This is a genomic window from Neisseria sp. P0001.S007, from assembly GCF_051963655.1.
In the GTDB taxonomy this organism is placed as follows: domain Bacteria; phylum Pseudomonadota; class Gammaproteobacteria; order Burkholderiales; family Neisseriaceae; genus Neisseria; species Neisseria subflava_A.
Window position 1 is genome coordinate 1 of sequence record NZ_JBQCUB010000013.1, and the last position, 12,573, is coordinate 12,573.

10 protein-coding genes and 2 tRNA genes are annotated in these 12,573 nt (G+C 48.8%); 4 read left to right on the plus strand and 8 right to left on the minus strand.

The window, feature by feature from the left end:
- Positions 1 to 2: 2 nt before the first annotated feature.
- From ACTHRE_RS10335 to ACTHRE_RS10345, 3 genes are all read right to left on the minus strand, one after another.
- Positions 3 to 75, minus strand: a tRNA-Val gene (locus tag ACTHRE_RS10335).
- 125 nt (positions 76 to 200) lie between these two features.
- Positions 201 to 794, minus strand: a complete 594-nt coding sequence (gene ribA / locus ACTHRE_RS10340; protein ID WP_063068903.1) for a GTP cyclohydrolase II — start codon at positions 792 to 794, stop codon at positions 201 to 203.
- Positions 787 to 1,452, minus strand: coding sequence for a hypothetical protein (locus ACTHRE_RS10345; protein ID WP_070646721.1), 666 nt, complete (start codon positions 1,450 to 1,452; stop codon positions 787 to 789). The genes ribA and ACTHRE_RS10345 overlap by 8 nt, the downstream gene beginning before the upstream one ends.
- 161 nt (positions 1,453 to 1,613) lie before the next feature.
- On the opposite strand from ACTHRE_RS10345, the gene ACTHRE_RS10350 reads away from it, so the two are divergent.
- Both ACTHRE_RS10350 and ACTHRE_RS10355 read left to right on the plus strand, forming a co-directional pair.
- Positions 1,614 to 1,698, plus strand: a tRNA-Leu gene (locus ACTHRE_RS10350).
- 163 nt (positions 1,699 to 1,861) lie between these two features.
- On the plus strand, positions 1,862 to 3,202 hold the full coding sequence (locus ACTHRE_RS10355) for a DUF2868 domain-containing protein (RefSeq protein ID WP_070843160.1): 1,341 nt from the start codon (positions 1,862 to 1,864) through the stop codon (positions 3,200 to 3,202).
- Between the two features lie 73 nt (positions 3,203 to 3,275).
- Here ACTHRE_RS10355 and ACTHRE_RS10360 read toward each other — a convergent pair whose 3' ends face one another.
- From ACTHRE_RS10360 to grpE, 3 genes are all read right to left on the minus strand, one after another.
- Complete coding sequence (locus tag ACTHRE_RS10360; RefSeq protein ID WP_070843159.1) at positions 3,276 to 3,494, minus strand: hypothetical protein; 219 nt, start codon at positions 3,492 to 3,494, stop codon at positions 3,276 to 3,278.
- 270 nt (positions 3,495 to 3,764) lie between these two features.
- Positions 3,765 to 5,693, minus strand: a complete 1,929-nt coding sequence (gene dnaK, locus ACTHRE_RS10365) for a molecular chaperone DnaK (protein ID WP_377073206.1) — start codon at positions 5,691 to 5,693, stop codon at positions 3,765 to 3,767.
- A 305-nt stretch (positions 5,694 to 5,998) separates the two neighbouring features.
- Complete coding sequence (grpE, locus tag ACTHRE_RS10370; protein WP_377073208.1) at positions 5,999 to 6,559, minus strand: nucleotide exchange factor GrpE; 561 nt, start codon at positions 6,557 to 6,559, stop codon at positions 5,999 to 6,001.
- Positions 6,560 to 6,709: 150 nt separating this feature from the next.
- Between grpE and cysE the strand changes: the two genes are divergently transcribed.
- The gene (cysE, locus tag ACTHRE_RS10375; RefSeq protein ID WP_377073210.1) at positions 6,710 to 7,528 is read left to right on the plus strand and encodes a serine O-acetyltransferase; all 819 of its coding nucleotides are present in this window, start codon (positions 6,710 to 6,712) and stop codon (positions 7,526 to 7,528) included.
- A 74-nt stretch (positions 7,529 to 7,602) separates the two neighbouring features.
- Here cysE and ACTHRE_RS10380 read toward each other — a convergent pair whose 3' ends face one another.
- Positions 7,603 to 8,193: a phosphatase domain-containing putative toxin gene (locus ACTHRE_RS10380; RefSeq protein ID WP_070646715.1), complete on the minus strand. Its 591-nt coding sequence runs from the start codon at positions 8,191 to 8,193 to the stop codon at positions 7,603 to 7,605.
- A gap of 125 nt (positions 8,194 to 8,318) precedes the next feature.
- On the opposite strand from ACTHRE_RS10380, the gene mnmC reads away from it, so the two are divergent.
- Entirely contained in the window at positions 8,319 to 9,929 is a 1,611-nt protein-coding gene (gene mnmC / locus ACTHRE_RS10385) for an FAD-dependent 5-carboxymethylaminomethyl-2-thiouridine(34) oxidoreductase MnmC (RefSeq protein ID WP_377073212.1), read from the plus strand.
- A gap of 208 nt (positions 9,930 to 10,137) precedes the next feature.
- Here mnmC and ACTHRE_RS10390 read toward each other — a convergent pair whose 3' ends face one another.
- A complete protein-coding gene (locus ACTHRE_RS10390) occupies positions 10,138 to 12,555 on the minus strand; it encodes a TonB-dependent hemoglobin/transferrin/lactoferrin family receptor (RefSeq protein ID WP_377073214.1) in 2,418 nt (805 codons plus the stop codon).
- Between the last annotated feature and the right edge of the window lie 18 nt (positions 12,556 to 12,573).

The following is a 12,573-nucleotide window of genomic DNA, read 5'->3' on the forward strand; positions in this document are numbered from 1 at the left end:
GGTGGGTGATGACGGAGTCGAACCGCCGACATTCTGCTTGTAAGGCAGACGCTCTACCAACTGAGCTAATCACCCGATAAGCCGACATTAAATCAAAAAATCAGGCTACGCGCAAGGTTTTTATTTAAATAAAAATATATCCCATTGAAAGAATATAGAATATTTTATTTAACCGCAAAAATTACCGTTATGCCCATCTATCAATCAAAAATCAAATGCCCCAATTTATCCGCTTTAGTATGCAGATAACGTTCATTTTCCACATTTTCGCCGACATGTAATGCAATCCGTTCGACCACATTGATGCCGGAATCTTTCAACGTTTGGATTTTTTCAGGATTATTGGTCAACAACTTGACTTCACGAATATGCAGATAATCATAAATCTGCTTGGCCAAAGTGAAGTCGCGCGCATCAACAGGAAGGCCGAGCGCTACATTGGCCTCAACCGTATCCAAACCTTGATCTTGCAGACGATAAGCACGGATTTTGTTTATCAAACCAATGCCCCTGCCTTCTTGGCGCAAATATACGATAACGCCACGCCCTTCTTTCTGAACAGCCTGCATCGCCGCTTGAAGCTGAGGGCCGCAATCACATTTCACCGAAAATAAAGCATCGCCGGTCAAGCACTCGGAATGAATACGCGACAACACAGGCAGGCCGTCTGAAACATCGCCCATCGTCAATGCGACATGTTCCTGACCGCCCTCTTCTTCAAAGCCGTGCATGGTAAACTCGCCCCATTCCGTAGGCAAACGGCATGACGCAACAAACTTCAAGGCGTTACTCATTTTCCGCTTCCTCTTTTTCAGCCACGCCCAACAGATTTTTCAAAGAATCCGACAGAGCCAAGGCAAGGGCAATCCAAGCCACCAATACTTCATCAGGCGCACCGTCTTTGACATCAAACTCGGCATGTACCACACCCAAAACCGCACCGCTGGGCATACAGACAGGAACAGAAATCTGACTCAAACCGGGATGATTGCGTTCGTCCGACAATTCACCAATTTCCTGCCAATACGCCACATTCTGACAAACATTCATCCAGCCGCTTTGCGCCGTACGCACAGCCAAAAAAGCCTGTCCGGACTGCTCGTCGATTGGAATCACATTTTCCAACGGCACGCCCCAACGGCTCAGTCGAACCAGAGACAACGCGCCATCTTTCGGAAACGCTGTATAAACCGCTGCGCTTTTCAAATGCTCGGTGCGCTCGGCAACCGAATCCAAAGCCATAAAAATCTGTTTCAGCAACCATTCATGTTCGGCATCAACATAATCCGCCAACTGCCAACCGTCTTCAGACGGCCACAAAATCGAACGCTCAACCGAAGCATTGCCCATTTTAATCACAGCCTGGGTAGTCAAATAAGCAACATGTATCTCATCCGCAGGCAACTTCAAACCTTGCGTCTGCAAAAAATCTTTAATCAATAAAGCAGGCATCTGCCCTTCCTCACCAATAGTAAAGTTGAGGCCGTCTGAAAACAAACCCTGCTTTCAGACGGCCGGAATAAACCATTATATAAGGGATAAACCGAAAAATTCAAGCAAACAAGACTTTGCGCCCCCATTAATCTTGTGTATAATCCACGGTTCAAATTAGTGCGGACGTGGCGAAATTGGTAGACGCACCAGATTTAGGTTCTGGCGCCGCGAGGTGTGAGAGTTCGAGTCTCTCCGTCCGCACCACACTCAAAATGAGCAGCTTTCGGGCTGCTTTTTTTACATCTATTCCACTATATACCCTATTCAAAATCAAAACTGCTTTTAATTTTTTGACCTTTGCAAAAAAGGGGTTTATTTGTGGGTATAACAGACGTTTCCATTTTATCTTTCAGACGGCCTATCATTTATGTTGAATCCATCGCAAAAACTTGTCGAATTGGTCCGTATCCTTGAAGAACGTGCCTATATTTTTCCGGGAGATCCTGTGCAGGCGACGGAAGCGTTGCGACATATTGATGGCGGCAATGAGGAAAAACTGATACGCCGCGCCCAAATTATTGACCGCGACCAGCATTTGAAATATGCGTTGCAACAGGTGGAGACAGGCTCGTTTTGGCTTTGGATTGTTGCGGCGACGTTGTTATTTACGGTCGGTTTTTCCAGCACTTATCTTTTGATGGACAATCAGGGGCTGAACTTTTTTCTGGTCTTGGCCGGGATTTTGGGCATGAATACAGTCATGCTGCTGGTGTGGCTGGCGACTTTATTCCTACGTTTGAAAAATGTGCACTTTATCAGCAGTCCGGCAACTTGGTTCCGAGGTAAAGACCCGGTCAATCAGGCAATTTTGCGGCTTTATGTGAATGAATGGCGCAAACCGCAAACGCGTTGGCTGATTGGTGCAACTTCACACGGCCTGTGGCTTTGTACGCTGTCGGGAATGTTGGTTTCTGTTTTGCTGCTGCTTTTGGTGCGTCAATATACGTTCAACTGGGAAAGTACGCTTTTAAGCAATACGGCATTGGTGAAAACGGTTGAGGCTTTGTCATGGCTGCCGGAACGTTTGGGCTTTCCTGTTCCCGACAGTCAGGCTGTGATTGCAGGCCGTCTGAACAACCATATCGAAGATGCGCGCGCTTGGGCTGGTTTACTCATCGGCAGCATTATCTGCTATGGCATTCTGCCACGCTTGCTTGCTTGGCTGGCTTGCAAGATTACTTTAAAAACCCTTCGCGAATGGTTGGATTTGAATCAGCCCTACTATCAAAACATCCTTCGCGCATGGCAAACGAAGATTGTTGATGCCGATGATTTTCAGGAAAACATTGTTCCCGTTTCGTCTAAAATTACGCTGAATAATGCTCCTAAATGGGCTGTTACACTGGAAACGGAATGGCCTGATCCGCTTTGGTTTTCCGGCGTTTTGGCGCAAGAATGGATAGACAAAGGCGTGGCTGCCGGCAGAAAAGATTTGGAACAATTAGAAGCCGAATTGAAACAAACTCCGGCGCAACTTCTCATCGGCGTACGCACGCAAACTGTTCCCGATCGCGGCATTTTGCGTCAAATCAGCCGCTTGGCCGAGGCTACGGATGGCGGCGTTATCATTCAGCTTTTGAATCAAGACAGTTTCTCTGAAGATTTGGATACCAAACTGGATTATTGGCGCGATGCGCTGGCAGAAAGAAACATTGCCTGGCTGGAGCCAACCCGTTTTGCACAAGAAAAACGGCAAAGCGCTATTTGACAGATAAACCGAAGGCCGTCTGAAACCTGATGTTTGGGTTTCAGACGGCCTTATTTATTGTTGAGGATTCATCTTAATGATGTTCGTGGCGATGCTCTTGATGATGTTTAGGCTTGGCTGCGTGGTGTTTGGCTTTAGGTGCAGGTTTTTTCATTTTTTGCGGTTTGGCTTTTTTGTACATACGCTCTTGTTTCGGATGCATTTCGTGTTTGCCGTGTGCAGAAGCGACAGGAGCCAATACCAAACCGACAGCCGCAACTATCAAAGAGGTCATTTGAATCAGTTTTTTCATATTTATCTTCTTTCAAGGGGTTGATTTGAGGTAAAAATAAGAATTTATTCACATTCATTAGCGATGGACAAATATTAATGGCTTTGACTGTCAGCTGCTGTCAGCATTCGGCGAAATCTGTTCAAAATTCGGCAATAGAAGTATGGCGACACGATGATATAGCATGGTTTTGAAAGTTTGCCGTCAATTTTGACAAAGCGTCTTTACACATTTCCCAAACGACAAAAAGCGCGAACCTTTCGATTCGCGCTTTTTTTCAGACGGCATCAATTATTTTTTGTCGTCTTTTACTTCTTCAAAGTCAGCATCTACAACGTCGTCGTCTTTCTTAGCGGAAGACTCGGCTTGTGCACCCTCGCCTGCTTGGGCTTCGGCTTGCGCTTGAGCGTAAACCATTTCGCCCAATTTTTGGCTGGCTGCGCCCAAAGCCTCGGCTTTGGCATCGATAGCGGCTTTGTCGTCACCTTTAACTACTTCTTCAGCTTCTTTCAACGCAGCTTCGATTTTTTCTTTCTCGGCAGCGTCAAGTTTGTCGCCGTAGTCAGCCAGAGATTTTTTCACAGAGTGAATCAGGGCTTCGGCTTGGTTGCGGGAAGCGACCAATTCAGTCAGTTTTTTATCTTCTTCAGCATTGGCTTCGGCATCTTTCACCATGCGTTCGATTTCTTCTTCGCTCAAACCTGAAGAACCTTGGATGGTGATGTTGGCGGCTTTGCCGGTGCCTTTGTCTTTGGCAGAAACGTGCAAGATACCGTTGGCGTCGATATCGAAAGTAACTTCAATTTGTGGCATACCTCGTGGTGCAGGTGCGATGTCGCCCAAGTTGAACTGACCCAAAGATTTGTTGGCAGAAGCGCGTTCGCGTTCGCCTTGCAGTACATGGATGGTTACTGCGCTTTGGTTGTCTTCGGCAGTTGAGAACACTTGAGACGCTTTAGTCGGAATAGTAGTGTTCTTTTGAATCAGCTTGGTCATCACGCCGCCCATGGTTTCGATACCCAAAGACAGAGGCGTTACGTCCAGCAACAATACGTCGCTACGGCCGCCGCTCAATACTTCGCCTTGAATTGCTGCACCTACGGCAACAGCTTCGTCAGGGTTTACGTCTTTACGAGGCTCTTTACCGAAGAAGGCTTTAACGGCTTCTTGTACTTTCGGCATACGGCTTTGACCGCCGACCAAAATCACGTCGTCGATATCGCTGGTGCTCAAGCCGGCATCTTTCAATGCGATTTTGCAAGGCTCGATAGAACGTTGGATCAAATCTTCAACCAGGCTTTCGAATTTGGCACGGGTAATTTTCATGGCCAAGTGCTTAGGACCGGTTGCGTCCATAGTAATGTACGGCAGGTTGATTTCGGTTTGCTGACCGCTGGACAATTCGATTTTAGCTTTCTCGGCAGCTTCTTTCAGGCGTTGCAGAGCCATGACGTCTTGTTTCAAATCAATGCCTTGTTCTTTTTTGAACTCGTCAATGATGTAGTCGATCAAGCGTTGGTCGAAGTCTTCGCCGCCCAAGAAGGTGTCGCCGTTGGTAGCCAATACTTCGAATTGTTTGTCGCCGTCGATGTTGGCGATTTCGATGATGGAAATATCGAAAGTACCGCCACCCAAGTCATATACGGCGATTTTACGGTCTTTGCTGTCGCCTTTGTCCATACCGAATGCCAAAGCGGCTGCGGTTGGTTCGTTGATGATACGTTTTACTTCCAAACCTGCGATACGGCCTGCGTCTTTAGTCGCTTGACGTTGACTGTCGTTGAAGTAGGCCGGAACGGTAATCACGGCTTCGGTGACTTTCTCGCCCAAGTAAGCTTCAGCGGCTTCTTTCATTTTACGCAAAACTTCTGCGGAAATTTGAGGAGGAGACAGCTCTTTACCTTGCGCTTTCACCCATGCGTCGCCGTTGCTGGCTTTGATGATTTCGAAAGGCATAGATTCGATGTCGCGTTGAACTTCTTTGTCTTCAAATTTGTGGCCGATCAAACGTTTGGCGGCGTAGATAGTGTTTTTAGCGTTGGTTACCGCTTGGCGTTTGGCAGGCGCGCCAACGAGGATTTCGCCGCCGTCCAAATAAGCGATAACGGAAGGAGTGGTGCGTGCACCTTCTGCATTTTCGATCACTTTGGTTTGACCGTTTTCAGAAATGGCCAAACAAGAGTTGGTTGTACCTAAGTCAATACCGATTACTTTTGCCATATTATATTGCTCCTAAATAAATAAACTTTTCTAAATTAATAATCCTGTGGAACATTTCGTTCCGATGGCTTGTAAATAAGGTTGCTTCATTTTTTTTCAAGGCTTAATTTGAATTTTTTTTTAAATTAAATTCAAATACTTGATTTATTTATCCACAAGCCGTTTATTCTTTTTTCAGACGGCCGGCTTTAATTTTCCGATTCCGGTTTATCGGAATGATTTTCCAATAGCGGAACATCGGGCTTTGAAACCGGATAAGGCCGTCTGAAGATTTTATGCTTGATAAACTTTATCAAGCGGTGCCTTCAATCTTCTTTTTTCGCCACGACAACCATCGCAGGACGCAGCACGCGGTCAGATAGTGTGTAGCCTTTTTTCATCACGCTGACGATGGTATTCGGCTCTTGCTCGCTGACGACTGCCTGCATCGCTTGATGTTGGTGCGGATCGAGTTTGTCACCCGGCTGTGGGTTGATTTCTTTAATGTGTGTGGCATCAAATGCTTTTTGCAGCTCGTTCAAAGTCATTTGCACGCCCATTTTCAGGGCATCGAAATTACCGCTTTGGTCGAGCAGCGCCATTTCAAGATAGTCTTTGACAGGCAGCATTTCGGCCGCAAATTTTTGTCCAGCGAATTTATGTGTATCGGCAATCTCTTGCTGATGGCGGCGGCGCAGGTTTTGCTCATTTGCCAAACCGCGCAACTCGCTGTCTTTGAGCTGGCCTTCCAACTCGGCAATACGCGCCTGAAGCTCTTCGTAAGTCGGTTCTGCTTGTTCGGTTTCAACGGTTTCGGCAGTTTCTACGGCTGCCACTTCTTCTGCTTCGTGTTGATGTTGTTCGTTATGCTCCGTCATTTCTGACATCCTTTTAGCGTGTTGATATTCGATGTTTCATATATAAGGCCGTCTGAAAAAACTTCAAGCATTTGAATACCGATTATCAAATGCCTTGTTAAAAGACGTTGGAAAACGGTAAGATAGCCATCTGATTTTATTCTTCAGACGGCCTCAAACATGAAAAAAGACCATTTGAATTCAACCGATTTTAATCTGTGGCACACAATCCGCGAAGAAACCGAAGCGGCCGCCGCGACCGAACCGATGCTGGCAAGCTTCCTGCACCAAACCGTGTTGCGCCACGATTCGCTCGATTCGGTACTTGCCTACCATCTTTCCAGCAAACTCGGCAGCCCGATTATGGATGTGCGCGCGCTGTTTGAAATTTATCAGCAGGCTTTGAGCGTGGACACCCGTATCAGCAAATGTGTTGAGGCCGACTTAAAAGCCATTTACGAGCGCGACCCGGCTTGTGATGAATATTCGCTGCCGCTGTTGTATTTCAAAGGTTTCCACTCCGTACAGGCACACCGCATCAACCACTGGCTCTATCAAAACGGCCGTAAAACGCTGGCGTATTTCCTGCAAAACCGCATGTCGGAAGTCTTCGGTGTCGATATCCACCCGGCCGCCCGTTTCGGTCACGGCCTGATGCTCGACCATGCCACCGGTTTTGTGGCCGGCGAAACCGCCGTCTTGGGCAACAATATTTCCATCCTCCACGGCGTAACGCTGGGCGGTTCGGGCAAAGAAAGCGGCGACCGCCACCCGAAAATCGGCAATGGCGTGATGATTGGTGCGAATGCTTCGATTTTGGGCAACATCCGCATCGGCGAAAATGCCAAAATCGGCGCAGGCAGCGTGGTGGTTGCCGACGTACCGTCTTCGATTACCGTTGTCGGCGTACCGGCCAAACCGGTCGGCCGCTCTTCCAAAACTCCGTCTGCCGATATGGATCAAAGCATTCAATTATCGACTACGGATTTTGTGATTTAAGTTATCTGCCATTAAAAATGGCCGTCTGAAAAAACAAATCTTTCAGACGGCCTTTTATGATTTAAATCTTAGTATTAACCGCGTTTGCGCAAGGCTTCCAAGTGCATTTTAACCTGCTTGACTTTCTCTTCGGTAAACAGGTTGGCAATGTTTTTCCAAATGCTGTGATAACCGTAAGGCCCATGTTGCATTTCGGCTTTTGCCTCCTCCACCGACCAGCCTTGATAAATAATGCGGTACATTCCGGCAATCAAACCGGTACGGTCCGCGCCGTGATAACAATGGATAAGCACTGCGCCGTTTTGCTGTTGTTTTTCAATCAGGTATAGGATTTCCGCAATCTCTTTCGGCTTAATGCTCCATGACAGCAACGGACGGTTTAGCAAGGTCAAACCATACGCCTTCAAATGGTCGTCATCGTTGCGGTCGAAAAAGTGCAGGTTGATCACGCTTTGAATGCCCAGCTTGACAATGGCTTCGCCATCTTCGGCAACAGGCTGCTCGCTGCGGTAAAGCTTGTCGTCGATGCGATAAAGGTTGGCATCGTGTTTGACGGGCGTTGCCCAGCGTTCGGACTGAACGGCTTTGCTGCCGTTATCCGGCGGCGCGGACAAACAAGCGATGGGCAAGCCGGAAGCGAGAAGGCACAATAAAAGACGGCGCATAAAATTCCTGTATGAAAATCAATTGGAAATCAAAATATCATGCGATTCTATCAAAACCCGTTCGGATATTCTATCCGCGCAAACCGCGTTACAATAAAGCCTCTTTTTTCAGACGGCCTTTCATCATGACCTACCTTGCTTGGAACACCACGCCTTCCCTTGCTACCCTTTGCCGCGCAATCGAACAACATACCGTACCGCTTTATTTGATTGTCTGCCTGCCTGAAAACCGTATTCCCGATTTTCCGCTGTCAAATCATCCCTCCGAGCTTGAAGGCCGTCTGAACAACCGTCTCGCTCAAGCCATGAAATGCCTTCAGTTCAACAGCGTCAATGTTTTAGAAAACCTATTGCCTGATGTGCATCTCTGGCTGATTCCGCCACACCGCGCCGACCGCTTACACGAACATTTCCATCATATCGAATGGCAAACCGAAGCCATACCCCAATCCGCCCCTATTCCTCTAAAACCTTGGTTCAGACGGCCTGAACATCAAGCCGCGCCCGAACACGTCCTGATTATCGGCGCAGGCATTGCCGGCGCAGCGACTGCGCGCAAACTGGCTGAACACGGCGTACGCGTTACGGTTTTGGAGGCAGGCAAAGCGGCGCAGGCAGGCAGCGGCAACCGCCAAGGCTTGCTCTACGCCAAAATCTCGCCACACGATACCGAACAAACCGAGTTGCTGCTGACAGGCTACGGCTACACGCGCCGATTGCTGGAAGACTTGCTGCCCGACTCCGACGTATGGGGCGGCGACGGCGTATTGCATTTGAATTTTGATGACAGTGAACGCAAACGCAATCAGGCCTTGGGTTTGCAACACCAGCATAAACACCTCTACCGCAGCGTATCTGCCGAAGAGGCTGCGCACATTGCAGGCATAGACGTATTTTCAGACGGCCTTTACTGGCCGCAAGGTGTATGGCTGAATCCACCCACTGTCGTGCATACCCTATTGAATCATCCGCTGATTGAGTTGCACGAACACTCGCCGCTGACCGCAGTATTGCATGACGGTATACAATGGACGGCACACACGCCGAACGTGCATTTCAATGCCAGCCATATCGTTTACTGTATGGGCGCACACAGCCCGACTGCCGCCGACACCAACGTCTCCGCCCTGCCTTTCCGCCAAATCCGCGGACAAACCGGCGTCGTACCTGCCAGCCCGTTTTCACAAAAACTGCGTTGCGCCATTTCCGGAGAAAGCTACATCAGTCCGAGCTGGCAAGGCCGCCACTGCTACGGCGCGACATTTATCCTCAACAGCAACGATGAAACTTGGTATCCGCACGAAGAAACTGAAAACCGCGTCGCCCTGCACCAGCTCAATCCGCCATTGGCACAATCCCTGTTTGAGCAAAATTCGTTTTCAGACAGCCTTCAAACCACACAAGGCCATGCCGCCCTACGTTGCGACAGCCTCGACCATTTGCCCGTTGTCGGCGCGCTCGGCGACATCGCCACCATGCAGTCCGCCTACACCAAGCTGGCATTAGACAAGAACTACCGCCTCGACAGTATTCCCTGCCCTTACCTGCCCAATGCCTACATCAATACGGCACACGGCACGCGCGGACTGGCGACAGCCCCCATCTGCGCCGCCGCCATTGCAGCCGAAATACTCGGCTTGCCGCATCCGCTATCGCAAAGGCTGAGAACCACGCTACACCCCAACCGCGCCATCATCCGCGCGATTGTTCGGCAGCAACCGTTGTTATCCGATTAAGGATTTCGCTGTAAATAAAAAAGGCCGTCTGAAAGTCATTAAAACTTTCAGACGGCCTTTAGCTATCCGTTAACTGCTTAGAATTTCCATTCCAAAGACACGGCATAGTTGCGACCTGGGCACGGTAGCGATCTAAGCCTTTGCCATCGCGGTCAACGCCGTTGGTGGTGCTGTAGCTTTACCAACCTTCCTTTCTGTTCTAATTACCTTAGAACTTGGCTTCAAGTGTAAAGTTGTAACTTCTTCCTGGTGAAGAGAAACGCTCTATACCTGCATGTGTCTTATTATCGACACGATTAACTGTACCAAATTCACGGATACTACGTAGAGATTCCCAAGTGTAATATTTTTTGTTACCGATGTTATAAGCACCAGCACGTACAGTGAAGTATTTGCCCAAGTTGACGTAGCCTGTCAGGTCGAAAAGCGTATAGGCTTTGCTGTGCTTGGCAAATGGCCATGGGTTGTTCAAATCATCACTGCTGTGAACGGTGTCAGACGGTTTTTTAGCTGCAGTGTGTGTCAGGTACGCATTGATACCCCAGCGTTTGGAAGGAGCGTCGTAGCCCAGATTGTAAACGGCAGACCACGGCGAAAGTGCGTTAATCGGGGTTTCCTGTTCGTTGGTCTGTTTGGCTTTGCCTTTGATGTAGCTGACATTGACACCTGCGTGCGTGCCTTGCGGCAAACCGATGCTATCGAGGTTCCATGTGCCGTTAAATTCCAAACCTTTCACCCATGCGGAGGAACGGTTTTGGTTTTGCCAAACGGGTGAGCTGACCAATGCGGTACCGTCGGAAATCGGCGCATAATTAGGGCTGTTGGGGTTGTCTGAGGACACGCCCATGTAGGTCAGTTCGATAAAGTTGCGGTAGCGGGTTTGGAAGCCGGAGAGTTTAAAGTTTCCGGCTTTGCCACTGCCGGCAAGTCCCAGCTCGAAGTTTTTGGCGGTTTCTGCCTTAAGGTTAGGGTTTGCTTTAAGGTAGAAGTCAGGATGCGGGAACAATAGCCAGGTTTCATCCGAAGTCGGCGCGCGGAAGCCTGTACTGTATTTCGCCAGAAGATTCAAATGCGGAGTGAATTTCCAGTCTAATCCTAAACCGTAGCTGAAACCACTGTGTTTACGCTCGCTGCCAAGATAGGGGATTTGACCGCGGATAGCAGGGGTATAGTTGGGGTTATCCTTGGCTTTGCTGCTGCTGTTGTCGTAACGAACCCCGGCATTGAGGCGGTATTGGCTGCTGTCGCCGAATTGGAAGGTGTTGTTCCAGTAGGCAAAACGGTTTTTGGACGAGCTTTCGACCAGCATAGTCAATTCTTGGTTGTTGGACGTTTGATATTTCGGGTCATATAGGCGTACCCAATAGCTATGGTCGCTATTACCGTTGTCGTTTTTAGAACCGCCCAATCCGTATTGCATAGCCCATACCGATTTGGAGAAGTCGATTTGTTTTTCGGTGTCTACACTATATTGTGCGGTCTTTTGACGGATGTTGCGGAACATATGATATACGTCGCTATTGATACCGTTTTGGGCGTAATCGGTCGGCAAGTCCCAAGTCCAGGTACTCATGTCGATGGTTTGACGGTCGTAACGCAGGTTGAGGCTGTCCCATGGTCCTTGGTCAAGTTGGTTTTTGTATTCGAAACCGATGCGTTTGCGGTAGGAAATATCTTGACGGGAACGGGTATCGCCCAGAGCCTCACCTTTCCAGTTTGCCGCCCACATATTGGATAATTCAGTCGTCGTGCGGTCGGTGCGTGAATCCTCGTAAATCCAACCGATACGGTTTTTATCGTTGAAGTTGTAACCCAGTTTGAATAAGGTGCTTTTGTTTACCCAATCTTGTGGATCGGGTTTGCTGCGGGCTACGCCGCGGCTGCCGTAGTTGGTGCTGCCGGCATTCGGGTTCCAGCTTTGTTTGTTGTCGGTGATGACGGTATCGGCAGCGTCGCTGTTGTTTTTGGTTTCTTTACCGAAACGGCGGGTATAAACCATCAATGCATCCAGACCCAGCCAAGTTCCTGCGGCGGTTATGCTGCTGAATTTCTGGCTGTTGCGTCCGATATAGCCGCCTTTAATGCCCAAATGGTAGGGCTTTTCTTCGGAAACATAGTCGCTTGCGGATTTGGTTTTATAGTTGACGGCACCGCCCAATGCACCGCTGCCGGATTTGAGCGAGTCCGCACCTTTGGTGAGGGTTACTTCCGAGAAATTTTCGGGTTCGGAAGTGTTGCGGTTGGCATTGAAGTTGCCGTATGCGCCGAACAACTCTTGGAATGCTTCAGACGACCTGCTTTCTGCTTGTGCCAGTCCGTCCACGTTGATGGCAACGCGGTCTTTATCGACACCGCGTATGGTAAAACCGTTAGAACCTGAGCGCCCGCCTTCAACGACGCTGATGCCCGGATCGTAGCGCACCAAGTCGCTTTCATCGGAGACCATTTGTTTATCCAAAGCCTGACGGCGGATTTTTTCTTCACCAAGTTTTTGTACTTTGCGGCCGCCAATGACTTTGACTTCATTCAACTCCTGATAAGCTTGAGGAATAGGATCGGCCGCTAAGGCAGGGAAAGTTTGGCTGACAATAGCTGCCAGCAGTACAGGTTTAAAATGGAAGGACATTTTTTGCCTCTTAATATA

Excerpts from the sequence above, each read along its gene's own strand:
- ribA (WP_063068903.1), bottom strand. The coding sequence starts at position 794 with ATGAGTAACGCCTTGAAGTTTGTTGCGTCATGCCGTTTGCCTACGGAA.
- ACTHRE_RS10345 (WP_070646721.1), bottom strand. The coding sequence starts at position 1,452 with ATGCCTGCTTTATTGATTAAAGATTTTTTGCAGACGCAAGGTTTGAAG.
- ACTHRE_RS10355 (WP_070843160.1), top strand. The coding sequence starts at position 1,862 with ATGTTGAATCCATCGCAAAAACTTGTCGAATTGGTCCGTATCCTTGAA.
- ACTHRE_RS10360 (WP_070843159.1), bottom strand. The coding sequence starts at position 3,494 with ATGAAAAAACTGATTCAAATGACCTCTTTGATAGTTGCGGCTGTCGGT.
- dnaK (WP_377073206.1), bottom strand. The coding sequence starts at position 5,693 with ATGGCAAAAGTAATCGGTATTGACTTAGGTACAACCAACTCTTGTTTG.
- grpE (WP_377073208.1), bottom strand. The coding sequence starts at position 6,559 with ATGTCAGAAATGACGGAGCATAACGAACAACATCAACACGAAGCAGAA.
- cysE (WP_377073210.1), top strand. The coding sequence starts at position 6,710 with ATGAAAAAAGACCATTTGAATTCAACCGATTTTAATCTGTGGCACACA.
- ACTHRE_RS10380 (WP_070646715.1), bottom strand. The coding sequence starts at position 8,193 with ATGCGCCGTCTTTTATTGTGCCTTCTCGCTTCCGGCTTGCCCATCGCT.
- mnmC (WP_377073212.1), top strand. The coding sequence starts at position 8,319 with ATGACCTACCTTGCTTGGAACACCACGCCTTCCCTTGCTACCCTTTGC.
- ACTHRE_RS10390 (WP_377073214.1), bottom strand. The coding sequence starts at position 12,555 with ATGTCCTTCCATTTTAAACCTGTACTGCTGGCAGCTATTGTCAGCCAA.